We start from the raw sequence: 25,771 nt of genomic DNA on the forward strand, positions 1-25,771 counted from the left end.
GTGAGAGAAGCATCAGGTGGCTACCACCACGGGAACAATCATGGGACGGCGGCGCAGCCTACGGGAGACCCAGGCACCGATAGTACGCCGTATCACCTGCTGCAGGCGGTAGATGTCGTCCACACCGTCGTCCAGGGCCCGTTGCAGATCCTCGCGGATCTGTTCCCGGACCGCATCGAAGACCGAAGGCTCCTCCGCGAACCCCCGGGCGTTGATGTCCAGGTCGCCGATCACGGATCTGGTGTGGAGGCTGACCGCGGCCACAACGGAGATGAACCCTTCCTCCCCGAGGATGAGGCGGTCGCTGATCGAGTCGGTGATGTCCCCCACGGTCGAGCCGTCCACGAAGACATAGGAGGCATCCACGCGCCCAACCTTAGAGGCGCGGCCATCGGCCAGGTCCACCACGTCCCCGTCCTCGCAGACCACGGTGTTCTCAGCTGGGACCCCGGTGGAGATGGCCAGTTTCGCATTGGCGATCAGGTGCCGGATCTCACCATGGACTGGCATCACGTTCCGCGGCCTGAGGATGTTATAGCAGTACAGCAGCTCGCCGGCTGAGGCGTGACCTGAGACGTGCACAAAAGCATTGCCCTTGTGCACCACCTGCGCCCCCAGTTTCGTCAGGCCGTTGATGACCCGGTAAACCGAGTTCTCATTGCCGGGAATCAGGGAACTCGCCAGCAGGACAACATCACCTGGCCCCAACTCGATCACAGGGTGTTCCCGGTTGGCTATCCGGCTGAGTGCCGCGAGTGGCTCACCCTGCGACCCGGTGGAGATGATCACCACCTGGTCATCGCGGTACTTGTCGATGTCCTTCATCTCAATCAGGACGTTGGCCGGTACGTGCAGATAGCCCAGGTCCCGGGCAGTTGTCATGTTACGCACCATGGAGCGGCCGACGTAGGCCACCTTGCGGCCATGTTTCACCGCCAGATTCAGCACCTGCTGCACCCGGTGCACGTGCGAGGCGAAACAGGCGACGATCAGTTTCTTCTCCGCCTGGTCAAACACCCGGGCGATGGATGGCTCGATGTCCTTCTCCAACGGCGTGAATCCCGGGGTCTCGGCGTTGGTGGAGTCCGGCATAAACAGGTCCACCCCCTCATCGGCCAAGCGGGCGAAAGCCCGCAGGTCCGTGATCCGGCCGTCCAGGGGCAGCTGGTCCATCTTGAAGTCACCGGTGTGCAGGACGGTGCCCGCGGAAGTATGCAGGGCAACGGCCAGCCCGTCGGGGATGGAGTGGTTCACCGCGAAGAACTCCAGGCCGAAAGCACCGGCCTGGTGGCGCTCCCCCTCTTTCACCTCAATCAGGCGGTAACCGCGGATACGGTGCTCCTTCAACTTGCTTGCCACCAGGGCAAGGGTCAGCTTGGAACCGTAGACGGGGATATCCGTACGCTGCTTCAGCAGGTACGGAACAGCTCCGATGTGATCCTCGTGACCGTGGGTGAGCACCAGCGCACGGATATCGTCCAGGCGGTCCGACAACAAGCCGAGAGCCGGAAGAATCAGGTCAACACCCGGGTGACGGTCCTCGGGAAACAGGACACCGCAGTCGACCAGGACAATCTCACCGCCGATCTCGAAGGATGCACTATTGCGGCCCACATCACCGAGCCCTCCCAGAGGTGTCACACGAAGGGTTCCAGGCTTCAAAGGCGGGGGGGTACGCAGTTCACTCACCTGCCACAGGCTAGTGCACAACCGTCGTCACTACACTGGCGGGCATGCCCGTTCCCGACTCTGTGAGACTCGCCATGCCGGCTGAGGCGGCCGACATAGCGCGGCTCCAGCGCAACTCCTGGTCCCGGCAGCCAGGTATGGCCCCAGCCCTCGCGACGATACCCGCCGATCAGGCAGTGCGCACCTGGCATGAAGCCATCGTCAGGCCTCCGCTCGCACACTGCCGAGTGCTGGTGGCCATCTCCCAGGGGCAGGTGGTCGGTTTCACCGTCACGGGACCAAGCAACGACCCGGATGCCGACGTTGCCGATGGCATGATCGCGGAGTTCATCACGGCGAGGGACGACCTGGGCGACCACGCCGCCCGCCTGGTAAACGCCGCAGCCGACACGCTGCGGGCCGACGGCTATGAGACCGCCACCTGGTGGATACGCAGCGACGACGACGCGCTCCGCAGTTTCCTGATGGAATGCGGCTGGGGAGCAGACGGTGCCCATCGGTCCCTGGGGATGGAGGACGAGGCGGATGCCGTCAAGCAGATCAGGCTGATGACCAGGATCGCAGATGAGGGCTCCTCAACCGGCGACGGCTGACCGATCCCAGATCCCTGTCAGAGCCCAATCACTGTTTCAATGCCCTCGGTCAGGCCAGGATGACCGACGACCCACCGCACCCCCGCCAGGACACCTGGCATGAAGCTTGCCCGGTCAAAACTGTCATGCCGGATCGTGAGAGTCTCCCCGCTGGCGCCCAGCAGCACCTCCTGGTGGGCGACGAGCCCCTGAAGCCGGACACCATGGATGTGGATGCCGTCGACAACAGCTCCGCGAGCCCCGGCATCGTGCACCGTCGCGTCCGGTACCGGCCCCATGCCAGCAGTGGCACGGGCAGCGGCGATCCTCCCAGCGGTGGTCGCAGAGGTGCCCGACGGCGCGTCAGCCTTGTTCGGATGGTGCAGTTCGATGATCTCGGCACTCGGGTAGAAGGGAGCTGCCTTGGCTGCGAACTGCATCATCAGCACCGCGCCGATGGAGAAGTTAGACGCCACCAGCACACCGGTCCCCGGGCTGGCGGAGCAGAGCTCACGCACCCGGGCAATCCGCTCCTGGGTGAACCCCGTGGTACCGATCACCATGCTGATGCCGCGGGGCACACACCACTCGATGTTGCCCATGACCGCGTCGGGATGGGTGAAGTCCACTGCCACCTGGGCAGCCGCGATCTGCTCGCGCTGCCCACCGAGGTCGACGCCCCCGATGACCTCCAGGTCGTCCGTGGCCCCGGCCGCTTTGCGCACCTCACTGCCCATCTTTCCCTCAATGCCGAAGATGCCAACCCGGATCCTGCTCATCGTCTACGTCCCTTTCCCTTTTTTGACACCATACATCTGTACCGGACAGTAGTGGCCAGCCCACTAGGTGGGCCGGCCACTACTGTCTTGCTCAGCGGATCAGGCCTTCTGAGCCTCGGTTTTCTCCTCGGCCTCCTCGATCACAGGGACCAGGCTCAGCTTGCCGCGATCATCGATGTCGGAGATCTCCACCTGGATCTTCTGACCCACCGAGACGACGTCCTCGACATCCTCGACTCGCTTGCCGCCGGCAAGAGCGCGCAGCTTGCTGATGTGCAGCAGGCCATCCTTGCCGGGAAGCAGTGAGACGAACGCCCCGAAAGTGGTGATCTTCACCACGGTGCCGAGGAAGCGCTCCCCCTTCTCCGGCATGTGCGGGTTCGCTATGGCGTTGATGGCAGAGACCGCCGCCTCTGCTGCCTCCCCAGTGTCAGCGCCGACGTAGATAGTACCGTCGTCCTCGATGGCGATGTTCGCACCCGTGTCGTCCTGGATCTGGTTGATGACCTTGCCCTTGGGGCCGATGACCTCACCGATCTTGTCGACGGGAATGCGCAGCGTCACGATGCGGGGCGCGTAGGGGCTCATCTCGTCTGGGACGTCGATGGCCTCGCCCATCACCTCGAGCAACGTGTGCCGGGCCTCGCGGGCCTGCAGCAACGCCTTTTGCAACTCGGCGGCCGGGATGCCGTTGAGCTTGGTGTCGAGCTGCAGGGCAGTCACGAAGTCACGGGTGCCCGCGACCTTGAAGTCCATGTCGCCGAGAGCGTCCTCAGCTCCCAGGATGTCTGTGAGAGCGATGTAGCGAGTCTGGCCGTCGATGTCCTCGCTCATGAGACCCATCGCGATGCCCGCGACAGGCGCCTTCAGAGGCACGCCTGCGTTCAGCAGCGATAGCGTGGAGGCGCACACCGACCCCATCGATGTGGATCCGTTGGATCCGATGGCTTCGGAGACCTGGCGGATGGCGTAGGGGAACTCCTCCCGGGTGGGAAGCACCGGGAGGATGGCGCGTTCGGCGAGGGCCCCGTGACCGATCTCGCGGCGCTTCGGGGAGCCGACGCGCCCCGTCTCACCGGTGGAGAACGGTGGGAAGTTGTAGTTGTGCATGTAGCGCTTGGTCGACTCCGGGGAGAGGGTATCGATCTTCTGTTCCATGTCCAGCATGTTCAGGGTGGAAACTCCCAGGATCTGGGTCTCGCCACGCTGGAACAGGGCCGAGCCGTGAACTCGCGGGATCACGGCGACCTCCGCGGACAAGGTGCGGATGTCGCGCGTACCTCGCCCGTCGATACGGACCCCCTCGGTCAGGGTGCGGTGCCGGACAATCGTCTTGGTCAGCGACTTGAGAGCCGCCGCGATCTCGTTGGCACGCCCCTCGAAACGCTCTGCCAGCGCCTCGGTGACGTCCTGACGGACGGCGTGGGTGGCATCGTCACGGTCCTGCTTGCCCGGGATCCGCATCGCCTCCGAGATACGGCCAGATGCCAGCTCCTCGACGGCGGCGTAGACATCGTCCTCGTAGTCGAGGAAGACGGGGAAGTCGAAGGTCTCCTTGGGCAGCTTCGCCTTCAGCTCGGACTGTGCGTCGCACAGCGTCTTGATGAATGGCTTGGCCGCCTCCAGACCCTGTCCAACGACCTCCTCGGTGGGCGCGACCTTCCCGGCGCGCACGTTCTCCCAGGTGGACTCAGTCCCGCCGGCCTCCACCATCATGATCGCGACGTCCCCGTCCGATAGGACGCGGCCGGCGACAACCATCTGGAAGGAGGACTTGGCTACCTGCTCAACGGTCGGGAAACAGACCCAGGTGTCATCGATCAACGCAACGCGCACCCCACCGATGGGACCTGAGAACGGCAACCCAGCCAGAGTGGTCGACATCGATGCCGCATTGATGGCGACCACGTCGTAGTAATGGGTGGGGTTGAGCGAGAGCACATCGACGATCACCTGGACCTCGTTGCGCAGTCCCTTCACGAAAGCGGGCCTCAGAGGGCGGTCGATCAGGCGTGCGGCGAGGATGGCACCCTCGCCGGGGCGTCCCTCGCGGCGGAAGAAGGAGCCGGGGATGCGTCCCGCGGCGTACATCCGCTCCTCGATGTCGACGGTGAGCGGAAAGAAATCGATGGCGTCCCGAGGGGTTTTCGCGGCAGTGGTGGCGGCGAGGAGCATGGTGTCGCCGTCGAGATAGACGGCGGCCGACCCGTCTGCCTGCTGCGCCAAGACGCCGGATTCGAAGCGAATGGTGTGGCGGCCATATTTGCCGTTATCGATGACGGCTTCAGAGAATTCGAGACCAGGCCCTTCCATGGACAAGACTGGCTCCTTTCGGTGGTTTGGCTGCCGCAGGGCGCGGTGCGCCGCCAGTACCACCGGTCTTCGATCGAGACCCGCGGGAGATTCGGCACCCGAAGGCCACTACCGAGGACCAGGTGAGACCCCCTGGCAAGCAGCAAGATATATAGTTGACTGAAATTGATGTCAATGCTACCGGTTTAGCCCCGGACAGCATAGGAAGCAGCCCCGCGTGTGCGGGACTGCCTCCCATGACATTGTGTTCTTTGCATGCGACAAAGACAGCACCGCGCACGGGGCTGTCTTTGGGCAAGTTGAAGCGGTCAGCGGCGCAGACCAAGCCTCGCGATGAGTTCGCGGTAGTGCTCGACGTCCTGACGGGCGACATAGTTGAGCAGACGGCGACGCTGGCCGACCATCAGCATCAGGCCACGGCGGCTGTGGTGGTCGCCCTTGTGCACCTTGAGATGTTCAGTCAGGTGGGCGATCCGCTTGGTGAGCAGAGCGATCTGCACATCGGGCGAACCGGTGTCACCCGGCTTTGTGGCGTACTCTTCGATGATCCTCGTCTTCTCTGCAGCATCCATTCTGGGGCTCCTTCCGGTTCGCTGCACGGCGCCCCGGTCGCGGGTGCAGTGGGGGCTCTTCCTAGTCCGTGGCCGATCAACGGCAGCTGTGAGAATCTACCACCGCTGCTCGCCTAAAGCCAAAACCGACCGGTAACAGACCCCAGGATCTCGTCCCTACCGGGTGAGGATGTGGCGGCAGTTCTCAACATCGCGGTTCATCTGCGCGATCAGGTCTTCCCGGCCGTCAAAGCGCACCTGGCCGCGGAGCCGCTCGGTGAAGTCAACGTCGATCTGCAGCCCGTAGAGCTCCAGGTCGCTGCGATCCAACACATGGGTCTCAACCCGCCGGTCAACCCCGTCAAAGGTGGGATTCGATCCGACCGAGATCGCAGCAGGCAGGGCGGTGCCTCCCGGAGGGGTGAGCCAGCCCGCGTACACTCCATCCGCTGGGACCGCCAGTTCTGCCGGGATCGCCAGGTTCGCCGTCGGGAATCCCAGCTCTCGTCCGCGCTGATCCCCCACCACCACGACGCCGCTGAGCCTGAACTCACGGCCCAGGTGCTGGGCTGCCAAACCCACGTCACCACGGTCCAGGGCCTCCCTGATGAGGGTGGAGCACGTGGTCTGGGCGTCGATGGCGGAAAGCCCGAGCGCACGCACGTCGAAACGCCCAGCGGCCAGCTCCCTGAGGGTCGCCACATCGCCGGACGCACGGCGGCCGAAACGAAAATTCTCCCCCACCACGACCACCCGCGGGGCAAGTGGGATGACGAAGCGTTCGACGAACTCGGCTGGGCTCATGGCAGCCACTTTCTCGTCGAAACGCACCACGCGCACCTCGTACGCGCCGGCCTGTTTGAGCAGGTCGATCCGGGCAGGCAGGTCGCTCAGTAGGCGCGGGGCCCGTCCCGGAGCAAGCACAGACAGCGGATGTGGCCAGAAGGTGATCACCGCAAGCTCACCATCACCCCGCTCAGCCTGGAGGACACTCCGATGCCCGAGATGCACTCCATCAAAATTGCCGATGGCCACGACCCTGGTTCCGCTGTTCACGATAGAAAGGTTAGCGACGGGCCACGCCGCATGCATAAGACTGCCTGCCAGGCGGCGGCAGCCAGGAAAACAGAAAGCCAGCTGCCTGGCGCCAGTCCTGGCACCAGGAAGCTGCGGGGTTCTGGCTGTCAGTCCTCCTCAAGGATCACGAACAGCTTCCGGGGCCCATGGACCCCTTCCACGCGCGAGAGCTCGATGTCGCTGGTGGCGGAACCGCCACTGATCCATGTGATGGGCCGGCCTGCCTGCACTGATGACTTGAGACGGTGTACGGCCTCCGGCACGTCCGAGACAACACTGTCGGCAGTCACCACGCACACATGACGATCGGGAACCAGGGTCAGGGCACGCCTTCCCTGGTCCTCCGCATGGTCCAGGCAGATGGTTCCCGTCTCGGCCATCGACACCCGCGAACCTGTGAGAACGGCGTCAATGGAGTTCAGCTGCTGATGGCTGAGTTGCTGGTCACGGATCACCTCAAGACCCCCAGCGGTGACCGCCGCCACCCATGAGGCTGGAGCCCCATCGGGAACCACCACCGTCTGCGCCCCAAGTTCCCTGAGGGCTGCGACGATGGCGTCACCAGTGCCGTTCGCCGGCGTGCGCACGATCTTGGCCTTGTAATCGAGAATGTTCTCCACGAAGGTTTCGAGAACGTCGTCCAGCGGTGTGGGCTGATTGTAGGCCCAGGTGATGGGAACGTCCTTGGCCGGATCCTTCTCTTGGATGTCCTGGGTCGCGGCCCGGACACGTGCCAGGATGTCGTCACGCGCGCTCATTTCGAAGCCTCCTCCTGCTCTCGCTTGTCCCACCAGGCACGGAAGGTCTCGCTGGGGGGAACCGGCAGGTCGCGGGACCTGCTCCACGCAGACGCCGGGAACGGCATCGGGCCGAAGTGACTCCGCTTCTTGAAAAGCCTCCCGGCGATCCGGGCGAAGAATTGCACAAACGCCAGGTTCCGGCCACGCGCCATGATCCAGCCGACCACCTTGAAGATCGTGGACTCCATGGTGGGCCGGTGTGCGGTCTTCTTCTGAACCACCTTGTTGCGCATGTGCACCAGGATGTCCGAGATGGGGATCTTGACGGGACACACATCGTTGCAAGCACCGCACAGACTGGACGCGTACGGCAGTGACTTGTCGACCTTGGAGGCGACGCCCCGAAGCTGCGGCGTCAGGATCGCACCGATCGGCCCAGGGTAGACGGAACCATATGTGTGGCCGCCCACGCGCTCATAGACGGGACACACGTTCATGCAGGCTGAGCAGCGGATGCACCGCAGCGCCTCACGGCCAACCGGGTCGGAGAGCACCTTCGTGCGTCCGTTGTCCAGCAGGATCACGTGCAGGTCCTGAGGACCGTCCCCCGGAGTGACACCCGTCCAGATCGAGGTGTAGGGGTTCATCCTCTCCCCTGTCGAACTTCGGGGCAGCAGCCTCAGGAACACCTCCAGGTCCTCCCAGGTAGGCACTAGCTTCTCGATGCCCACCACGGAGATCAGGGTCTCGGGCAGCGTCAGGCACATCCGTCCGTTGCCCTCGGACTCCACGATCACCAGCGAGCCGGTTTCAGCAACGATGAAGTTCCCGCCCGAGACCGCGACCTTGGATCGCAGGAACTTCTCTCGCAGATGAACACGGGCGGCACCGGCGAGTTCCGGCGGGTTGTCGCTGATCCCCTCAGGAGCGGGGGCACCCCACAACCCCATTTCCTCCTTGAAGATCTCCCGGACCTCCGAACGATTCCGGTGGATAGCGGGCACGAGGATGTGAGACGGACGGTCATGCCCAAGCTGGACGATGAGTTCTGCGAGGTCAGTCTCCCAGGCTGCGATCCCAGCATCCTCCAGGGCCTCATTGAGTTCGATCTCCTGGGTGGCCATCGACTTGATCTTCACCACCTCGTTCGTGCCCTTGGCGCGGGCGAGGTCGATCACGATCTGGTTCGCCTCTTCGGCGTTCCGGGCCCAGTGGACGGTGATGCCAGCCTCCGTCATGGCCTTCTCCGCTTGGACGAGATACTGGTCCAGATGCCTCCCAAGGCGGTTCTTGATCTGCTCGCCGGCGACCCGCAGTTCCTCCCAATTGCTCACCTCGGAGGCGCGGATGGCGCGCTTGCTACGGATGACGGTGGTGGCGTGCCGCAGGTTCTTGCGGAGCTGCTGATTCTGCAAGGCACCCTTCGCGGCCTTGGGAAAAGCAGGCATCCCGAGATAGGTACCCTGAGGCGGGGCCGGGGTCAGGCGTTCGCGCGTGATGGTCATGCGTTTGCCTCCTCGGTGTGGGCCAGGATCTCGGCCAGGTGAATGGTCTTGACGCCCATATTCATGCGATGCATGATCCCGCCGATGTGCATCAGGCAGGCGTTGTCGCCGGTAACCAGGTACTCCGCCCCAGTCGACATCACATTGCGGGCCTTGTCAGCTCCCATCGCCACGGACACGTCCGAGTTCTTCACGCAGAAGGTGCCGCCGAAGCCACAGCACTGATCAGAATCGGGCAACGGTACCAGGTCGATGCCGCGTACCGCATTCAGCAGCTGGTAGGGTCGGTCTCCGACGTGGGCGATACGCACCGAGTGACACGTTGGGTGATAGGTGACGCGGTGCGGGAAATAGGCTCCGACATCCGTCAGCCCCAACACATCGACGACGAACTCGGTGAAGTCGTAGGTACGCTTCACCAAGGCCTCAGAGGCTGCCTTCAACCCTTTGTCGCCAGCATGCTCAGCGAGCATCGGATGCTGGTGCCGGACTGCCCCGATGCAGGAGCCCGAGGGACCGACGACATAGTCGTAATCCTCGAAGGCACGCACGTAGCTCTTGACGCTGGGAACAGCTTCCTTGAAGTAGCCGGTGTTCGTCAGCATCTGCCCGCAGCAGGTCTGCTCTTTGGGAAACACCACCTTGCACCCCAGGCGCTCCAGCACTTTGACCACCGCTATGGGCGTTCCGGGGAACATCGTGTCGTTTATGCAGGTGGCGAAGAGCGCCACCGTTTTACCCGTTCCGGGTGCCATGTCTCTCTCCTTAAACGACGAGGCAATCCTTATCGGTTTATTCAGTTCATTCGGTTTTCAGTGATCACAGGTGTCAGGACAGCACCTGGTCACTGGCTGACGGGAACCATCCAGCCAAGCACCGGGGTGGACATCAGTCCAGCCAGCAGGCAGAGCAGGAAAAGCAGGATGAAGCTCCACGCAATAGTCCGGCGCAGGATCGCCGATTCACTGCCTGCCAAGCCGATGGCGCTCGCGGCGATCGCCAGCGACTGGGGCGAGATCATCTTGCCCACGACGCCACCAGAAGCGTTGGCTCCGACCAACAGCTGTCGCATCCCCTCCACACCGAGCATGGAGCCATTGCCGATCTGCTCACCGACACTCGATTGAAGGCCGGAGAACAAAATGTTGGCGGAGGTGTCCGAGCCAGTCACGTAGGTGCCGATCCAGCCGAGCACCGGAGCCAGGAAGGGATAGATCGCGCCTGCCCCGGCGATAAACATGCCCAGCGCCAGAGTCTGCCCGGAGTCGCCCATCACATAGGCCAGGGCAACCACCGATCCGATAGTGAGCATCGCAAACTTCATTTTCACCACGTTCACCCACAGCTCTTTGAGCGCGTCCTTCAGGGAGACCCGGTAGATGGCGGCGGTGAGCAACGCGACGACGGCCAGCAGGATGCCAGGAGTCGAGGCCCACTGGAACGTGAACTTCTGGTGCGCAGACGCCTTTCCGGCAGTGTCCATCAGCTCGCTGAGCCCAGGCCATGCGAAGGAGACATCCCCTACTTTGAGGAAGTCCTTGACTGCAGGTATGGCGGCGATACCGAAGACCACAATGACCAGTAGGTAGGGCACCAGGGCCATGAAGATGCGACCGCCCGTGAGCCCGGAGGTGTCCGCAGCCTCCACCTTGACCTCCGCGGTCTCCAGTTCCCTATCCACAGGCTGCCCGATGCGTCCGACAGCCTCCGCTGCGCCCTGCGGCCTCCAGATCCGGGTGAAGACGATGGCCACGCCGACGCTGACCACTGCTGCTATCAGTTCAGTCAGGTTGTACAGCGGGCTGGCGGAGACGATCCACTTGACAATGCCGAAGGTCACACCGACCACCAGGCCAAACGGCCAGCACTCCTTGACCCCCTTCTTGCCATCCATGACGGCAAGAAGCAGGAACGGCACCACGAGGCAGAGCATGGAGGTCAGCTGCCCGGTGATCGGGGAGATCTTGAGTACGTCGTCGCCGAAACCACCGACCTTCGCAGCCTGGATCACCGGCAGGCCGACCGCCCCGAAAGCGACGGGGACTGTGTTGGCCAGTAACGCGATCAATGCAGACCGGATCGGCGAGAAACCTATTGCCACCAGCATCGCCGCGGCGATGGCGACTGGGGCGCCAAAGCCTGCGAGAGCCTCCAGGAGACCACCGAAACAGAAAGCGATCAGCAACCCCAGGACCCGGGGGTCATCGCTGATGAGGAAGAACGTGTTGCGCAGGTCCTCGAACCTGCCAGAGATGACGGTCACCTGGTACATCCAGATGGCCATCAACAGGATCCACACAATCGGGAACAGGCCATAGACGAAACCGTGGATGCTCGTGGAAATGGCCATCAGAGCAGGCATCTTGAACGCCAGGATGGCGACCAAGAACGCCAGGGCCCAGGACACAGCCCCGGCGATATGCGCTTTCCAGCGCAGTGCCCCGAGAGTAACGAGCATGCACACGATGGGGATGACGGCCACCAGAGCCGAAAGCCACTGTGCACCCAGCGGGTCCGCAGAAGGCTGAAATACCTCCAGGAGGGATGACATGTCGGGAACTCCATCGTCCAATCGGGCCCCAGGTCGGGCCCTCTTTGGTCCGACCATAGCACATCATTGCGACGGGGTGTCCAGGGTTCTACGCAACGGTGTACAGGAATGCAGCCGTCGAGGAATTTTCTGTGAAGGCTGACGACAACCCCTCGTTCTCCTCGGGGGAGGAACGCTTTCAGGGTGAGCGGCGCGGAGAAAGATTTGCCGGCGAGACCATGTCGCCCCGGGACGGATGGTTGCAGCACTGGACAGCTTGCGAAACCTGGTACGACCGCGCCGTGAGCAACACTGGACTCAGGCACGGCCGCCCCAGGGCACGAAACCGCCAAGCGGGATCCGGCATACGGAATCAGCTCAGGGAAGCCGCGCGAAGACCACCACGTCGTCAAACCAGCGGTAGATGTGGCTGGTCTCCACGAAGCCGGCAGCCCGGAGGGCACTGAGATGGAATTCGAGACTGACCTTCACCGTAGGGGACTTGTCAGCCCAGCGCCGCTCCCATTCCCTGGCCTCGGCCTCCCATCCCGGCATGGAGCGCGCCGCATCCCACCAGGCGTCCCAGGTCATAGCGCCCGCTTCGATGGCGGAAAGCCGGAATCGTTCTCGCTCCGTCTCCGCCACCTCCCTCAGGAAGGACTCGGCCGTGTCATCGAAGTAGAGATGATCGGCATTCAGGAACACCCCACCTGGGTTCAGCACCTGTGGAAGCGCGACGTAGAGCGCGGCCAGCTCAGCAGGGCTGAGCCAGTGGAGAGCCGTCGCGCTGACGGCCGCGTCGAACCGCTCCGGCCCCAGCTGCTGAGCCCATCCCGGATCAGCCAGGTCAAGGTCCACAAGACGCATCCTCTCGCCGTGCCGGTTGGTATCCCGGCCAAGGCGTAGCAGGATTGGGTCACGATCCACGCCCACCACCTCAGCATCAGGGAAACGATCCGCCACAGCGTCACAAAGGGAGCCGGGACCGCATCCCAGATCCAGCACCCGTAGCGGCCGGTCCTGAGGCTTCACGGCAGCCAGTACCTCCAGCATCGCCCGCACCCGCTGGTCACGGAACTCGATGAAGGCGGTCTGCTGGGCATGCCAGGCAGCCAGTAGTTCTTCTGGGCTCATTCGTTCTCCTTACTTCTCTGCTTCAGGGGTGAAGATCAGGTGCGGGCGCCCCTCATGTATGAGGCGGTGCACCCGCAGGTGGTAGATGGGCTCCAGAATCTCCGGGGTCAGGACCTCCTCCGGGGTCCCGCTGGCCACAACCTGCCCGTCGTTGATGACGAGCAGCCTGGTGCAGAACCGCGCCGCCAGGTTGAGGTCGTGCAGCACCATCACGACTGCACAGCCAAGCTCAGTGACCAGCCTCAGCAGAGCGAACTGGTGATGCAGGTCGAGATGATTGGTCGGCTCGTCCAAGAGCAGATGGCTGGCACGCTGGGCGATGGCCCGCGCCACCAGCACGCGCTGGCGTTCTCCGCCAGAAAGCTGGGTTATGAGCCGGTCCGCCAGATGCGTCGCCTGGACCTGCTCCAGGGCATCATTGATCAGCACCCGGTCCGAGGCGTCTCCGTATGCCAGCAGGGTACGGCTGGCTAGGCGGCCAAGGCCCACGGCGTCACGAACCTTGAGGGGTAGGGCTGTCTCGGAGTCCTGGGCGACCACGGCGACACGGCGCGCGATCTCCTTACGTGGGAGCCGGGAGAGGTCGTCCCCATCGATCACGATGGTGCCCCCGCTGGCGCGGAGTGCCCGGTTCAGGGCAAGAAGGAGAGTAGTCTTCCCCGAACCGTTAGGGCCCACCACCCCGACGACCTCACCCGGCTCAGCGGTCAGGTGGGCCCCCGCGAGCACCACCCGGCCGCCACGGGCCACACTGACCTGATCGGCGACAATCACTTGCTTGCCGTTTTCTCCGCCAGCATGGCAGCGCCCTCGACAGAGAGCACGTTTGGTGGATCAGTGAGAACAAACGGGACCACGACCACATGGTTGTCGATCACCGCTTTGAGTTGCTCAGCCCCGTTGTAGGACATGAAAGTCTGTATGGTCTCCTCATCGCTGGCCCCAGAAGAAAGCAGCACGATCCATTCCGGATTACGCGCCAGCAGGTCCTCCATGGAGCCGTCGAACACTCTGGAGGTGTTGCTGGCGTAGATGTTGGTCAGCCCGTTGGCCTCGAAGATCGGCTGAACCATCGAGGAACTGCCGTAGGCGCTGAACTTGGTTCCTCCCGCCAGCAGGTAGAGAGCCGCCCCTGTGCCCCGGCCTGAGGCCGCATCCGCTTTGATCTTCTCGACTTTCGCATGGATGTCCGAGATGACGGCCTGCGCCTTGTCCTGAACCCCTAAGATCTTGCCCAGATTGCTGACCTCGGTGTCGATCAACTCCCAGGACGCCTTGTCGACGGAGTACTCGGGGCAGTAGGCCTCGGGTGAGTAGAGCTGGACACCGGCTTTGGCCAGCTGCTCCCGTTCGACTCCCTTGTCGTAACCGATCACCAAGTCAGCATGGGAGTTCAACACCGTCTCGGTGGCTATCCTGACCCCTCCCGTGTCCGTTTTTCCGGCCTCCACGGACTTGATGGCGTCATACTTTGCCTGAAGCTGCGGAGCGGCCGCACCGAACTGAGCCTGCCCGGCACGCAGGGATATCCGCTCCAGCAAGCCGAGCGCATCCAGATTAGAGACCTCGGTGTCCCCCAGCACAAGGACCTTCTTGGGAGGGGCATCAAAATGGAGTTTCTGCCCACAGCTGACGATATCCAGAGGGTAGCCGCCCTCCGCTGAAGCGGCAGAGCTGGATCCTGCGCTCGGGCTCTGGGTCGCACGGTCTGCGGCTGAGGTCCCGCATGCCGTCAATAGGAGGGTAGCGGCCCCCGCCAGGGCGAGGAATCGTCTCATGAATCACCTTTCAGATGGTTGTTGATCTTCGCTTCCCCAGCCACGGTCGGGCGCCCCCTCAAGCCACCCGACCACGCCATGGGACACAATCAGTTGTTTGCGATTTCCTGCGACAGCTGGGTGGCGCCCTTGACCGACAGGGTCGTCGGCGGGTCAGTCAGCGAGAACGGGACCACCACGACCTGGTTGTTGGCCACAGCCTTGAGCTGGTCAGCGCCGTTGAAGGCCTTGAACGTCTCCAGTGTCTGCTCCTTGGTGGCCTCCAGCGAGAGCAGGACGATCCAGTCGGGATTCCGCTTCAGGATGTCCTCCATCGAGCCGTCGAAGACACGTGTCGTGGTGTCGTCATAGGAGTTCTTTAGCCCGTTGGCCTCGAAGATCGGCTGAACCATCGACGAGGTCCCATAGGCGTAGTAGTTGCTCTGGCCAGGAGTGATGTAGAGGGCGATGGCGGTGTTCCCCGCTGCCTTGCCCTTGGCGTCCAGGGCCTCGACGTCTTTCTTGCGCTTCTCGATCACGGAAGCGGCCTGGTCCTTCACCCCGAAGATCGAGGCCAGGTTGTTGACCTCGGTGTCGATCAGGTCCCACGTGGCGTGCTTGACGTCATACTTGGGGCAGAAGGACGCCGGCGAGTACAACTGCACCCCGGCCTTCTTCAAGGCCTCGCGATCCACGCCTTCGTCGTAGCCGATCACCAGGTCCACCTTGTTCTCCAGGACGACCTCAGTCGACACCTTCACACCACCGGTGTCGATGTTGCTGGAGGCCACTGCAGGGATCGCATCGTACTTGGCCTGCAGTTCCTCCTGACCGGTCCCGAAGTTCTTCTCCCCCGCGCGCAGAGAAAGCTTGTCAAGCACTCCGAGAGCATCGAGGTTCGGCAGGCTGGTGCCGTTGAGGATGAGGACCTTCTTCGGCGCGGCGTCGAAGTGAAGTTTCTCACCGCAGCTGTCCACCTCGGCAGGAAAACTTCCCTGCTGCGACGCACCAGCCGATGAGTCCGCCGCCTGGCTGCCGGACGCCGAGGCGGTGGCACTCTGAGAGGCACGTTCAGCAGCGGATGTGCCGCAGGCGGTCAAGGCGAGAGCCGCAACTGCGAAGGGAACCAGAAGTTTTCTCATGAGTTTCCTATTCTTGTTGGGTTCAGAGACTGTGGCCCTGACGTCGGACCAGCAGCACCAGCCAAGGCGCCCCGATCAGGCCAGTGACGACACCGATGGGAACCTCGGCAGGAGCGAATGCAATGCGGGCGAAGGCATCAGCCCAGACGAGGAAAAGCCCTGCCGCGAGAGCTGACCCGAGCACGAGGAGCCGGTGGGCAGGACCTATCAGGGACCGGACAAGATGAGGCACCACAAGTCCGACGAACCCGATCCCGCCCGCGGTGGCAACAGCCAGGGCGATAGCGGCGGAAACCGGGATCAGGAGAAGGATGCGCGCTCGGGCAGGTTCGACCCCCACAGCCTGAGCGGTGCGATCACCACTGGCCAGGGCATCCAGAATCGGCCCGCAGAGGACCATCAGGATGGTGAGCAACAGTGCAGCAACCGTGATCACGGGGATCGACTCCCAGCCGACCCGCGCCAGGGAACCAAGAGTCCAGAACATCACGGCACGGGCCGTCTCCGGCGAATCAGAGGAGAAGATGATGAGATTCGTGAGAGCTTGAAAACCAAATCCAACCCCCAGCCCTCCCAGGATCAGCTGCAGCGGCGACTGGGTACGGCCCGCGACAGCCAGCACGAGCAGGGTCGCCAGCAGCGCACCCCCGAAAGCCAGCAACCCGACAAAAGCCGCGGCGGAAGTTCCCAGGATAATGATAGCGAAGGCAGCGCCAGATGATGCTCCGGCGCTGACACCGAGCACATAGGGCTCGGCCAGAGCGTTCCGGACGACGGCCTGCAGCACCACGCCCGAGACGCCCAGGATCGCGGCGACGGCAACCCCAGCGATAATCCTGGGAAGCCGTGTGTCCCAGACGATGGCGTCAATGGAGCGGTCCCAGGTGATCTGGACATCAAGACCAGGGACATGACTGGCCAGAACCCCGATGACCTCACTCAGCGGCACCGCAGCGGCACCGATCGTCACAGTCAGGGCTGGCGTCAGCACCAGGGCCAGAGCCAGCAGGACAAGACGCAACCCAGCCTTGTCACGAGTCTGGAAACGAGTGGTGCTGGACAATGGGGTGGCTTTCCGTGATGGGCCGTTGCGCGCGGCCGGGTCGCTCGTCCCCGACAGCATTCGGACTCGGAAGAACTTCCTCACCGTTGCGCGTCAGTCCCGGATTCGCACCGGAGTTCCCTGGCGGAGACGGGAGGATTTTAACAAGAATCGAGAATCGCTGTCACCTACCAGCCGGGGATTCACCCTGGCTGGGCTCTGCGCCACACGAAACCAGTGAGACAATGGCCGCATGCTGCAGGAAGACGACCGCAAGGCGCATCAAATAGCGCTGGACCACATTGAGGCGTCGCTGCTAAACGGGGTCTACCAGGTCGGGGCGAAGCTGCCTCCCGAGCGTGACCTCGCCAGGGAACTGGGTGTCAGCCGCGGAGCCGTGCGGGAAGCCATCCGCATCCTGCAGGCTCAAGGGATACTAGAGTCACGCCCCGGGCCTGGGCGTGGTACCCGGATCATCGCCGGTCACACAGAGGCGCTGGGCCGTCTTTTCCGCCTACATCTGGCGCTTTCCCCCACGTCGGCAAGCGACCTGACCGACACCCGGGTGGCGCTGGAGCGTTCCACCGTGGCGCTAGCCTCCCGCCACTGGGATGATGAGGCGCTGAACCGCCTGGGCACCCTGGTGGACCGGATGGACCGCGAAACCACTCTCGACCAGTTCAACGCGCTCGACACCGACTTCCACGTGGAGATCGCCCTGACAGCCCACAACCCTTTCATCGGCGATCTGACGTCCGCCATCCGGCAGGCGATGCGCGCCCCAATCCGGGATGCCTCACTAGCAGTCGACGGCTGGCAGACGCTCCGGACCACCCTGTGCCAGCAGCATCGAGCGATCTTCAACGCGATCGAAAGCCGGAATGGAGATGAAGCGGCCACGCTGATGGAAGCGCACATCCGCACTGCATACCGGGCCCTCAAACTGGGAATCTGAGCCCAGACTCCTCAGACCAGCACGGCAACGGGACGAGAGCCCTCTCCATCAGGCCGGTAGAGGGCGAGCAGAGCACCTTCCGGCGAGATGATCCCAGTCACCCCGGCTGGGACGGAAACATCCAGGCGACGCCCGAATCCCACGTCAGCAGCCCTGCGAGAATCCACCGTGACGCACGGGAAACTGCGCCTGGCCGCTTCGGCCATCGGCATGAGTCCCGGAGGCTCCTCCCCCAGCGTTACAGCCTCTGACAGGTCATAACCGCCGATGCGCACACGCCGGAGCGAGACCAGATGCCCACCGACGCCGAGGCTCTTCCCCAGGTCCCGGGCGATAGCACGTACGTAGGTGCCAGAGGAGCACTCCACATCGATGCCGACGTCGAGAACCCCGTCTCCGGGGCAGCAGGACACCACCTCCAGGCGGGAGACCTCCACCTCACGCGCATTGAGGTTCACCTCGGTTCCCTGCCGCACCAGGTCATAGGCACGCTTACCGCCCACCTTGATGGCCGAGACTGCCGATGGCACCTGCCAGATCTTGCCGCGCAGAGCAGCGAGTGCCGACTCCAGCGCCGTTGTATCCAGGCCGGAGGCATCTGCCACCGCGACGACTTCGCCGTCCGCATCATCCGTCGTGGAGCTCTGTCCGAGGCGCACCGTGGCCAGGTATCGCTTGTCGTGGAGAGCGAGGTGCCCGAGCAGCCGAGTCGCCCGGTTCACCCCAAGGATCAGCACCCCGGTGGCCATGGGATCCAGCGTGCCCGCATGCCCGACTTTCCTGGTGCCAAGCAGTCGGCGGAGGCGCCCCACCACATGGTGGGAGGTCACCCCCGCCGGCTTATCGATGATGACGATGCCGGATTCGGCGCTCACTCGTCCTCGTCGAGACGTGGTTTCCGGTAGGGATCAGGCTCACCCGCAAAGGACTTCCCCACGGCCCGGGCCGCGGCCTCAGCATCCTGAGCCTGTGCCCTGGCGAGAAGATCCTCGATGTTGCGAGCTGACTCCGGAGTGGCGTCCAGTACGAAGGCAAGCGTTGGGGTGTGCCGCAGCTTCAGCTGCGACCCCACCGCAGTGCGCAACATACCTGTGGCCGATGCGAGAGCCGCCGCCGTCCCCGCCCTGGCTGAGTCATCACCCATCACCGTGTAGAAGACGGTGGCTTCCCTGTTGTCGCCGGTCAACCGCACATCAGTCACGGTGATGAACCCCAGTCTGGGGTCCTTGACCCGCCGCTCCAGGGCGGTGGCGAGAATCACCTTGATCTGATCGGCCAGTTTGGCATTCCTAGGATTGGGCATCTTGTCACCTCCGGTCAGGACCGCTCGCGTTCGACCATCTCGAAGGTCTCGATGACATCGCCGATACGGATATCACCGTAGTTGCCCAGCGTCATGCCGCATTCGAAGCCCTCACGAACCTCAGTGACATCGTCCTTTTCCCGTCGCAGGGATGCGATGGAGGTCTCCGCCACCACGACTCCGTCACGCAGCAACCGGGCTCTCTGGTTCCGCTTGATGGAACCATCGATGATCATGCAGCCCGCGATGTTGCCGAACTTGGAGGAGCGGAAGATTTCGCGAATCTCGGCTTGGCCACGAACCTCCTCGGCGAAGATCGGCTTAAGCATACCCTTCAGGGCAGCCTCGATCTCGTCGATGGCGGCGTAGATGACCGAGTGGTAGCGGATATCCACGTTCTCGCGGTCGGCGAGTTGAGCGGCATGAGCTGTGGCGCGGACATTGAAGCCGATGATGACGGCCTTCGACGCGGCGGCCAGCGAGACGTTGGTCTCGGTGATGGCGCCGACACCACGATCGATGACGCGCAGGCTGACCTCGTCGCCGACATCGATCTGCGACAGCGCATCCTCCAGGGCCTCGACGGAGCCAGCCCCATCGCCCTTGAGGATGAGCAGGAGCTCTTGGGCCTCGCCCTTCTGCAGCTCATCGAACAGCTGGTCGAGAGTCTTGCGGCGACTCGTCTTCGCCTGCTGGGCAGCACGCATGCGCGCCTCACGCTTGTCGGCGATCTGACGGGCCTTCCGGTCATCCTCGACGACCAGGAAGTTGTCGCCGGCACCAGGCACCGCGGTCAACCCCAGCACCTGCACGGGCATCGACGGCAGGGCCTCGGTGACGTTGTCGCCCTGATCATTGATGAGGGCACGCACCCGGCCATGCGCTGAACCGGCGACGATGGAATCACCGATGCGGAGCGTGCCGCGATGCACCAGAACCGTCGCAACCGGGCCGCGCCCTTTGTCGAGGTGAGCTTCGATGGCAACGCCCTGGGCAGGCATGTCCGGATTGGCCCGCAGGTCGAGCGCAGCATCAGCGGTCAGCACGATGGCTTCGAGAAGACTCTCCAGCCCATCACCGGTCACGGCAGAGACATCGACGAACTGGGTCTCGCCGCCATACTCCTCAGGCACCAGGCCGAACTCAGACAGTTGCCCACGGACTCGCGCCGGATCTGCTGCGGGCTTGTCGATCTTGTTGACGGCAACCACGATGGGCACATCCGCGGCCTTGGCGTGGTTCAACGCCTCGATGGTCTGAGGCATCACACCGTCATCGGCGGCAACCACCAGCACCGCGATATCCGTCGACTTGGCACCACGGGCACGCATGGCCGTAAACGCCTCGTGGCCGGGGGTATCGATGAAGGTGATAGCACGCTCTTCGCCGTCCACCTCGGTCTCAACCTGATAGGCGCCGATAGCCTGCGTGATGCCACCGGCCTCCCCCGCCACCACGTTGGTGTGCCGCAGAGCATCGAGGAGTTTCGTCTTGCCGTGATCGACATGCCCCATGACGGTGACCACGGGCGGTCGGGGCCGCAGGTCCTCCTCACCACCGATGTTCTCCCCGAACTCCAGGTCAAAGGATTCGAGCAACTCGCGATCCTCGTCCTCGGGGGAAACCACCTCGATGTTGTAGTCCAGCTCGGCGCCCAGCACCTCGAGCGTGTCATCAGCCACTGACTGCGTGGCGGTGACCATCTCGCCCAGGTGGAACAGCACTTGCACCAGGGATGCGGGTTCGACTCCGATCTTCTCGGCGAGGTCGGTCAGGGAGGCACCCCGGCGAAGCCGCACGGTCTGCCCGTCCCCCTTGCGGAGCCGTACGCCACCGATGGTGGGGGCCTCCATCTGGTCGAATTCCTGCCTGCGCTGCTTCTTGGACTTGCGCCCGCGCCGGCCGCCCGCACCACCACGGCCGAAGGCACCTTGAGTACCGCCGCCGCGGCCGCGGCCACCACCGCGGCCACCACCTGGCCCGCCCATCGGTGGCCCACCGAAACCGCCGCTGCCGGGCCGTCCCTGCGAGCTGGGACGGCCACGTCCTGAACCGCCGGAACGGCCTGGAGCCGACCCGCGGACAGCGGTCTGGCCAAGCGTGGAGTTCTGGGTCTTGGGCATCATCGCGGGATTGGGGCGGGGCAAACCTCCTGTCCCTCCCGGACGTGGCATCCGCTGGTCACCGCCCTGGCGAGAACCCGGATCACGCCGCTGCGCTCCAGGACGCCCGACGCCCATTCCCTGGGAGGCCGCGAACGGGTTGTTGCCAGGACGCGGCGAACCGGGACGCCGGGACGACGAGGACCCCTGCCCGCCTGAGCCTCCGGGACGCGGACCTGGCCGAGCCCCCGAGCGCGAGGCGGAGCCATCCGCCCCTTTGGAGGCGGACTTCGCTCCGCCAGGACGCGGGGCGCCGGGGCGCGGAGACCCACCCGGACGTGGGGCGGCCGGCTTGGGTGCCGAGGCTCCGGGACGAGGTGCGCCGGGTTTGGGAGCCGGGCGACCAGGCGAGGGCTTGGGTGCGGGACGCGCAGGTTCGGACGGCACCGCTGATGACGGGGTTGGGGCCCCGGGGGTCACGACGGGTTTCGCCGCGGCGGGAGCAGACGGCGCCTGCCCCTTTGCGGCGGGACGCGGCGCTGGTTTGGCTGCTGGGGGTTTCGGGGCTGCGGGTTTGGCAGCCGGAGCCTCAGTTTTGGGCGCGAACGCTTCGCGCACCTTGCGCACCACTGGCGCTTCAAGGGTGGACGAGGCGCTGGAAACGTACTCGCCCATGTCGGTGAGCTTCTTCAAAAGCTCCTTGCTTGTGATCCCGATCTCTTTGGCGATCTCGTGGACGCGGGGCTTGGCCACTACTCTCCTTCGACAGGGCCGCCGACGCACGCGCGCACCATTGGCCCACTAGCTGGTTGACTGGGTCATCTCATGTACTCATCGAGTGGTCATGAGCGTTAACTCACTTTCTGCGGGACACGGCCTACAAGGCCGCGCATCAGGATACAGCCCTGTGAACACACGAGGGCCAACGAGGATTCTACCGCGCCCGCCACCTTAGATGCCAACCGGATCCTACGGCGTCAACAACATGCGCACAGCATCCGTCAACGCGGCTCCCGGGCCAAAGATGCGACGGAAGGCCTGGCGTTTCTCCGCAGCCGCCAAGCATCCCGCATGCAGGTAGGCGCCACGCCCGGGCAGGCGAGGCCTGGTGGCATCAACGATCTCATCCCCGGCGCGCACCAACCGCACCATGCTGGATTGATGGTCGCGGCCTCGGCATCCGATGCAGGTACGTTCGGGTTCCATACGCTCAAGGGTTCCACATCTTTATTTTTATTAGGACTCCACACTTTTTCTCAGAGACCCCGAGGTTGCACCACAGTCTTCTGACAGCTTGGGCCCTGAACCTTATCTCAGGTGGCCGGATGAACCGGCCGGGAAAGGAAATCAGGACAATGAAAAAGATTGTCATCGGGGGTGCTGCCGTCCTCGCCACCGCAGGTGTGGGGCTGGGCCTGAGTCAGTTGGCCAACGCGGACTCGGCCTCTCCAGACCCGACCGAGAGCTCCAGTGTCTCCGTCGCGACGGGGCAGGCAACCGCTCAGCAGGGCGGTGGAGTCGTGGGAGGCCAGCCAGGTGGACCGGATGGAGGGATGGGCCTGCGCGGCGTCGAGACTGCCGCACTCGCCCAGAAACTCGGCGTGGAGGAATCGAGGCTGCAGCAGGCGATCGAGACCGTCCGGCAGTCTCAGGCCCCGGCTGGCAAACCTGGCCGAGGAACTTCCTCCGGCAAGACGACAGACGGCAGCCAGAGCCAGCAGCCTGGCCAGGGGGACAACTCCGATCAGCCTCCTGCTGGACCCTCGGGTAATCCGGGGGACATGGATTCGGACTTCGCCAAGGCTCTCGCCCAGGCTCTGGGACTCGATGAGTCGAAGGTGACCAGTGCCATTGAAGAGGTCAAAACGGAGGCCGACAAGAAAGTCCTCGACCAGGCAGTCGCCGACGGCAAACTCACCCAGGAGGAGGCAGATGCTGTCGCGAAGGCCTCGTCCGCGGGCATCGCCGAGGTCCGGGGAACCGGCGGCCACGGTCCCCGCTGAAAGCTCCCGCCGATGGGCACGACGGCGAGACGAGCGCCGACCAGGTGCTAAGTTGGCACGGCCAGAGGCCTGCCTGGACGCCTCGGCTCAGCCCGGTCCCTCTGCCGATGGGACCTCCGGGACAGTGGCTCAGGAATTCACGTCGGGCTGGATGTCGATTCGCCAGCCCGTGAGCCGGGCCGCCAGCCGCGCGTTCTGCCCCTCGCGCCCGATTGCCAGTGAGAGCTGGTAGTCGGGCACGACGGCGCGGCAGGCATGTGCAGCCTCATCGACCACTGTGACCGAGAGCACCTTCGCAGGTGATAGAGCCGCTGCGACGAACCGTCTGGGATCCTCCGACCAGTCGACGATGTCGATTTTCTCGTCGTTGAGTTCGTTGGTGACCGCCCGGACCCGTTGCCCCATGGGACCAATGCACGCTCCCTTGGCGGAGACGTCGGGATTCTTGCTGTCTACCGCGATCTTGGAACGGTGTCCCGCCTCGCGTGCCACCTCCTTGATCTCAACCACGCCCTGCGCGATCTCCGGGACCTCCAAGGCGAACAGTTTGCGCACCAGGTTCGGATGGGTGCGCGAGACCACGACCTGCGGCCCCCGGAGCTCCCGCCTGACCGACACCACATACACCTTCAGGCGCTTCCCGTGGGAGTAGTCCTCCCCTGGGACCTGCTCGGCCAGCGGCATGATGGCTTCGAGAGAGCCGAGGTCCACCCGGACAGCGCGAGAGTCACGATCTGCCTGGATCACCCCCGTGAGGATGTCACCCTCGGTGCCTGAGAAGTGCCCGTACTTCTGATCGTCCTCAGCCTCCCGGATACGCTGGAAGATGACCTGTCGGGCAGTCGAGGCAGCCACTCTCCCGAAATCGTCAGGGGTGTCATCGTAGTAGCCGATCACGTTGTCGTCGTCATCAAACTCCGGGGCCAGGACGGCGACCCTGCCGGTCTTGCGATCAATCTCGACTTTCACCCCCCGCAGGGGATTGTCGGTTTTCTGATAAGCGTTGAGCAGAGCGTCCTCAAGGGTCTTGATAAGGTAATCCATCGAGATGTCCTTGTCGCGCTCGATGGCCCGTAGAGCTGCCAGATCGATGTCCATTTCAGGCTTCCTCCTCGTTGCCAGCCTCTTCGCCCTGCGAGGCGAATTCCTTCGGGGGATTGAGCTCCACCTGCACCTGCGCCTTACGCACCTGGTCGAACGGCACCTTGCGGACCACGCCGTTCACCTCTATTTCAACACCGGTGTCACCCACCCGGATGATGCGCCCGGTGATCTGCTCTTCCGCAAGGCGGAGACGGACAAGCCGGCCACGGTTGCGCCGGTAGTGCCTGACATCCGTGAGAGGTTTCCCAACGCCGCGGCTGGTCACCTCCAGCGTGTAGGGGGCGTTGCCGACCGCCGCTGAGGCATCGAGCGCCGCCGAGATACGCGCCGATGCTGCAGAGATATCGTCCAACACCGGGCCACGTCCCCTCGGACCGTCACCATCGACGGTGATACGCAGTAAACGTCGTTTGCCGATTGGGGTCACTTCGAGGCTGTCCAACTCCAGCCCGGCTTCTGCCAGGATGGGCTCGACGAGCATCGCGAGCTGTTGTTCTTGCATGAAGTCTCCGAATTCGGTTGTGGGCTCGGTTGTGACAGCAATCCTACGTTGGATGGAGGCTAGACTTCGGGCATGCCTCTGACCCGCCGTCATGTGCTCGCCGGGATGGGAGCCCTGGTAGTGACCTCCTGCGCCCCTGGGCCTGAGGTCAATGAGCCTTCGGCCGAAACTCCCAAGCCGACCCAGGCCCCGGGCGTGTCGGCACTTTCCACAGCTGTCTCAGAGCTATCGAGGGCGATCACGCTGCAGGAAGACCCGTGGCGTTCCGCCGCCCTGGCGCAGGCAGGCGCCTGGCAGGCGCGGCTGCTGGCCGCCGACCCTCTAACGGGGGGAGAAGCGATTTTCCCAGAGTCCTCCCCCTCACCCTCCCCGTCTGCTGGTTCCAGCGTGACGCCTGCCGTACAGCTGGTGTCAGAGGCAGCCACGGAGGCGCTCAGCGGCACCGAGGATCAGCCCATGAGGCTGTTCCACCTGTCCATTCTCCTGGGGGTAACAGGTTTGGCAGACCTGAACTCGCTCCCGGCTGAAACGACGGATGAGCCCACTCGATACCCGGCTGTGGCGGCCGATGCGGCGCTCGGAGTGGCGCTCAGCCATGTGTGGACATTACTACAGGCGATTGAGAAGGGGCTGGGGGTCATCCCCGCAAAGGATCCGGAACACGAGGCACTGCTGGCGAGGCACACCGGCCTCAAGGGGCTCCGCGACCGGCTGATAGCAGCGCTGGGCGCCAACCGGCCCAGGCAGGATGGCCATTACGATGTGCCCGCAGTCACCGACACAGCCAGCGTCAGGGCAGCCCGGGCGGAGCTGGAGTTGAGACTCCTGGACGGCTTGGCGGGGGTGGTGGCCGCAACCGGTACAACCGGTGAGGAGGACTGGCTCGCCGACGCGACCGCTCAGGTAGTCCAGGTCCAGGGACAGGGTGGGCGGCTGCCCCGCTGGCCCGGCTGGGTGAAGTCCTGAACGGC

Annotated in this window: 24 protein-coding genes; 4 read left to right on the forward strand and 20 right to left on the reverse strand. The window is 64.1% G+C overall.

Translation table 11 applies throughout. The features are described from left to right. Window positions 1-12 precede the first annotated feature (12 nt). Window positions 13-1,689, reverse strand: a complete 1,677-nt coding sequence (locus tag SK1NUM_RS08870) for a ribonuclease J (RefSeq protein WP_212321247.1) — start codon at window positions 1,687-1,689, stop codon at window positions 13-15. Between the two features lie 44 nt (window positions 1,690-1,733). On the opposite strand from SK1NUM_RS08870, the gene SK1NUM_RS08875 reads away from it, so the two are divergent. Then, window positions 1,734-2,282 carry a GNAT family N-acetyltransferase gene (locus tag SK1NUM_RS08875; protein ID WP_212321248.1) on the forward strand — a complete coding sequence of 183 codons (549 nt, stop codon included), beginning with the start codon at window positions 1,734-1,736 and terminating at the stop codon, window positions 2,280-2,282. Window positions 2,283-2,299: 17 nt separating this feature from the next. On the opposite strand, the gene dapB is transcribed toward SK1NUM_RS08875, so the two are convergent. The 13 genes from dapB to SK1NUM_RS08940 form a co-directional block, all read right to left on the reverse strand. After that, complete coding sequence (dapB, locus tag SK1NUM_RS08880) at window positions 2,300-3,040, reverse strand: 4-hydroxy-tetrahydrodipicolinate reductase (RefSeq protein WP_212321249.1); 741 nt, start codon at window positions 3,038-3,040, stop codon at window positions 2,300-2,302. A 99-nt stretch (window positions 3,041-3,139) separates the two neighbouring features. Further along, a complete protein-coding gene (locus SK1NUM_RS08885; RefSeq protein ID WP_212327653.1) occupies window positions 3,140-5,353 on the reverse strand; it encodes a polyribonucleotide nucleotidyltransferase in 2,214 nt (737 codons plus the stop codon). Window positions 5,354-5,661: 308 nt separating this feature from the next. After that, the gene (rpsO, locus tag SK1NUM_RS08890) at window positions 5,662-5,925 is read right to left on the reverse strand and encodes a 30S ribosomal protein S15 (protein ID WP_212321256.1); all 264 of its coding nucleotides are present in this window, start codon (window positions 5,923-5,925) and stop codon (window positions 5,662-5,664) included. Window positions 5,926-6,081: 156 nt separating this feature from the next. Further along, window positions 6,082-6,960, reverse strand: a complete 879-nt coding sequence (locus SK1NUM_RS08895; protein ID WP_223927458.1) for a bifunctional riboflavin kinase/FAD synthetase — start codon at window positions 6,958-6,960, stop codon at window positions 6,082-6,084. Between the two features lie 128 nt (window positions 6,961-7,088). Next, on the reverse strand, window positions 7,089-7,739 hold the full coding sequence (locus SK1NUM_RS08900; RefSeq protein WP_212321266.1) for a LutC/YkgG family protein: 651 nt from the start codon (window positions 7,737-7,739) through the stop codon (window positions 7,089-7,091). Further along, window positions 7,736-9,226, reverse strand: coding sequence for a LutB/LldF family L-lactate oxidation iron-sulfur protein (locus SK1NUM_RS08905; protein ID WP_212321268.1), 1,491 nt, complete (start codon window positions 9,224-9,226; stop codon window positions 7,736-7,738). The genes SK1NUM_RS08900 and SK1NUM_RS08905 overlap by 4 nt, the downstream gene beginning before the upstream one ends. Then, a complete protein-coding gene (locus tag SK1NUM_RS08910; protein ID WP_212321270.1) occupies window positions 9,223-9,981 on the reverse strand; it encodes a (Fe-S)-binding protein in 759 nt (252 codons plus the stop codon). The genes SK1NUM_RS08905 and SK1NUM_RS08910 overlap by 4 nt, the downstream gene beginning before the upstream one ends. An 89-nt stretch (window positions 9,982-10,070) precedes the next feature. Next, on the reverse strand, window positions 10,071-11,777 hold the full coding sequence (locus SK1NUM_RS08915; protein ID WP_212321272.1) for an L-lactate permease: 1,707 nt from the start codon (window positions 11,775-11,777) through the stop codon (window positions 10,071-10,073). Window positions 11,778-12,134: 357 nt separating this feature from the next. Further along, a complete protein-coding gene (locus SK1NUM_RS08920; RefSeq protein WP_212321274.1) occupies window positions 12,135-12,890 on the reverse strand; it encodes a class I SAM-dependent methyltransferase in 756 nt (251 codons plus the stop codon). Window positions 12,891-12,899: 9 nt separating this feature from the next. Further along, on the reverse strand, window positions 12,900-13,664 hold the full coding sequence (locus SK1NUM_RS08925) for an ABC transporter ATP-binding protein (RefSeq protein WP_212321276.1): 765 nt from the start codon (window positions 13,662-13,664) through the stop codon (window positions 12,900-12,902). After that, on the reverse strand, window positions 13,661-14,668 hold the full coding sequence (locus tag SK1NUM_RS08930; protein WP_212321278.1) for an ABC transporter substrate-binding protein: 1,008 nt from the start codon (window positions 14,666-14,668) through the stop codon (window positions 13,661-13,663). The genes SK1NUM_RS08925 and SK1NUM_RS08930 overlap by 4 nt, the downstream gene beginning before the upstream one ends. An 89-nt stretch (window positions 14,669-14,757) precedes the next feature. Beyond that, window positions 14,758-15,789: an ABC transporter substrate-binding protein gene (locus SK1NUM_RS08935; RefSeq protein WP_212321280.1), complete on the reverse strand. Its 1,032-nt coding sequence runs from the start codon at window positions 15,787-15,789 to the stop codon at window positions 14,758-14,760. A gap of 22 nt (window positions 15,790-15,811) precedes the next feature. Beyond that, window positions 15,812-16,810 carry a FecCD family ABC transporter permease gene (locus SK1NUM_RS08940; RefSeq protein WP_212327655.1) on the reverse strand — a complete coding sequence of 333 codons (999 nt, stop codon included), beginning with the start codon at window positions 16,808-16,810 and terminating at the stop codon, window positions 15,812-15,814. A gap of 274 nt (window positions 16,811-17,084) precedes the next feature. Between SK1NUM_RS08940 and SK1NUM_RS08945 the strand changes: the two genes are divergently transcribed. Then, window positions 17,085-17,786, forward strand: a complete 702-nt coding sequence (locus SK1NUM_RS08945; RefSeq protein ID WP_212321282.1) for a FadR/GntR family transcriptional regulator — start codon at window positions 17,085-17,087, stop codon at window positions 17,784-17,786. An 11-nt stretch (window positions 17,787-17,797) separates the two neighbouring features. On the opposite strand, the gene truB is transcribed toward SK1NUM_RS08945, so the two are convergent. The 4 genes from truB to SK1NUM_RS08965 form a co-directional block, all read right to left on the reverse strand. Then, complete coding sequence (gene truB / locus SK1NUM_RS08950; protein ID WP_212321284.1) at window positions 17,798-18,661, reverse strand: tRNA pseudouridine(55) synthase TruB; 864 nt, start codon at window positions 18,659-18,661, stop codon at window positions 17,798-17,800. After that, window positions 18,658-19,089 carry a 30S ribosome-binding factor RbfA gene (rbfA, locus tag SK1NUM_RS08955; RefSeq protein ID WP_212321286.1) on the reverse strand — a complete coding sequence of 144 codons (432 nt, stop codon included), beginning with the start codon at window positions 19,087-19,089 and terminating at the stop codon, window positions 18,658-18,660. Before rbfA ends, truB begins: the two co-directional genes overlap by 4 nt. 14 nt (window positions 19,090-19,103) lie before the next feature. Continuing rightward, window positions 19,104-21,944, reverse strand: coding sequence for a translation initiation factor IF-2 (gene infB / locus SK1NUM_RS08960; protein WP_212321288.1), 2,841 nt, complete (start codon window positions 21,942-21,944; stop codon window positions 19,104-19,106). A gap of 216 nt (window positions 21,945-22,160) precedes the next feature. Beyond that, complete coding sequence (locus SK1NUM_RS08965; protein WP_212321290.1) at window positions 22,161-22,397, reverse strand: YlxR family protein; 237 nt, start codon at window positions 22,395-22,397, stop codon at window positions 22,161-22,163. Between the two features lie 149 nt (window positions 22,398-22,546). Between SK1NUM_RS08965 and SK1NUM_RS08970 the strand changes: the two genes are divergently transcribed. Continuing rightward, on the forward strand, window positions 22,547-23,194 hold the full coding sequence (locus SK1NUM_RS08970; RefSeq protein ID WP_212321292.1) for a hypothetical protein: 648 nt from the start codon (window positions 22,547-22,549) through the stop codon (window positions 23,192-23,194). 129 nt (window positions 23,195-23,323) lie between these two features. Here the strand turns inward: SK1NUM_RS08970 and nusA are convergent, their stop codons facing one another. Next, window positions 23,324-24,292: a transcription termination factor NusA gene (gene nusA, locus SK1NUM_RS08975; RefSeq protein ID WP_212321294.1), complete on the reverse strand. Its 969-nt coding sequence runs from the start codon at window positions 24,290-24,292 to the stop codon at window positions 23,324-23,326. A 1-nt stretch (window position 24,293) separates the two neighbouring features. After that, window positions 24,294-24,800: a ribosome maturation factor RimP gene (gene rimP, locus SK1NUM_RS08980; protein WP_212321296.1), complete on the reverse strand. Its 507-nt coding sequence runs from the start codon at window positions 24,798-24,800 to the stop codon at window positions 24,294-24,296. 72 nt (window positions 24,801-24,872) lie between these two features. Here rimP and SK1NUM_RS08985 point away from each other — a divergent pair, with 72 nt between their 5' ends. After that, window positions 24,873-25,766 (forward strand): hypothetical protein, encoded by an 894-nt coding sequence (locus tag SK1NUM_RS08985; protein ID WP_212321298.1) that lies wholly within the window; start codon window positions 24,873-24,875, stop codon window positions 25,764-25,766. Window positions 25,767-25,771 lie beyond the last annotated feature (5 nt).

Origin of the sequence: Arachnia rubra (assembly GCF_019973735.1) — a bacterium.
Classification (GTDB): domain Bacteria; phylum Actinomycetota; class Actinomycetes; order Propionibacteriales; family Propionibacteriaceae; genus Arachnia; species Arachnia rubra.

Excerpts from the sequence above, each read along its gene's own strand:
- SK1NUM_RS08875 (WP_212321248.1), top strand. The coding sequence starts at position 1,734 with ATGCCCGTTCCCGACTCTGTGAGACTCGCCATGCCGGCTGAGGCGGCC.
- dapB (WP_212321249.1), bottom strand. The coding sequence starts at position 3,040 with ATGAGCAGGATCCGGGTTGGCATCTTCGGCATTGAGGGAAAGATGGGC.
- SK1NUM_RS08885 (WP_212327653.1), bottom strand. The coding sequence starts at position 5,353 with ATGGAAGGGCCTGGTCTCGAATTCTCTGAAGCCGTCATCGATAACGGC.
- rpsO (WP_212321256.1), bottom strand. The coding sequence starts at position 5,925 with ATGGATGCTGCAGAGAAGACGAGGATCATCGAAGAGTACGCCACAAAG.
- SK1NUM_RS08900 (WP_212321266.1), bottom strand. The coding sequence starts at position 7,739 with ATGAGCGCGCGTGACGACATCCTGGCACGTGTCCGGGCCGCGACCCAG.
- SK1NUM_RS08905 (WP_212321268.1), bottom strand. The coding sequence starts at position 9,226 with ATGACCATCACGCGCGAACGCCTGACCCCGGCCCCGCCTCAGGGTACC.
- SK1NUM_RS08910 (WP_212321270.1), bottom strand. The coding sequence starts at position 9,981 with ATGGCACCCGGAACGGGTAAAACGGTGGCGCTCTTCGCCACCTGCATA.
- SK1NUM_RS08915 (WP_212321272.1), bottom strand. The coding sequence starts at position 11,777 with ATGTCATCCCTCCTGGAGGTATTTCAGCCTTCTGCGGACCCGCTGGGT.
- SK1NUM_RS08920 (WP_212321274.1), bottom strand. The coding sequence starts at position 12,890 with ATGAGCCCAGAAGAACTACTGGCTGCCTGGCATGCCCAGCAGACCGCC.
- SK1NUM_RS08930 (WP_212321278.1), bottom strand. The coding sequence starts at position 14,668 with ATGAGACGATTCCTCGCCCTGGCGGGGGCCGCTACCCTCCTATTGACG.
- SK1NUM_RS08935 (WP_212321280.1), bottom strand. The coding sequence starts at position 15,789 with ATGAGAAAACTTCTGGTTCCCTTCGCAGTTGCGGCTCTCGCCTTGACC.
- SK1NUM_RS08945 (WP_212321282.1), top strand. The coding sequence starts at position 17,085 with ATGCTGCAGGAAGACGACCGCAAGGCGCATCAAATAGCGCTGGACCAC.
- rbfA (WP_212321286.1), bottom strand. The coding sequence starts at position 19,089 with ATGCCCAATCCTAGGAATGCCAAACTGGCCGATCAGATCAAGGTGATT.
- SK1NUM_RS08965 (WP_212321290.1), bottom strand. The coding sequence starts at position 22,397 with ATGGAACCCGAACGTACCTGCATCGGATGCCGAGGCCGCGACCATCAA.
- SK1NUM_RS08970 (WP_212321292.1), top strand. The coding sequence starts at position 22,547 with ATGAAAAAGATTGTCATCGGGGGTGCTGCCGTCCTCGCCACCGCAGGT.
- nusA (WP_212321294.1), bottom strand. The coding sequence starts at position 24,292 with ATGGACATCGATCTGGCAGCTCTACGGGCCATCGAGCGCGACAAGGAC.
- rimP (WP_212321296.1), bottom strand. The coding sequence starts at position 24,800 with ATGCAAGAACAACAGCTCGCGATGCTCGTCGAGCCCATCCTGGCAGAA.
- SK1NUM_RS08985 (WP_212321298.1), top strand. The coding sequence starts at position 24,873 with ATGCCTCTGACCCGCCGTCATGTGCTCGCCGGGATGGGAGCCCTGGTA.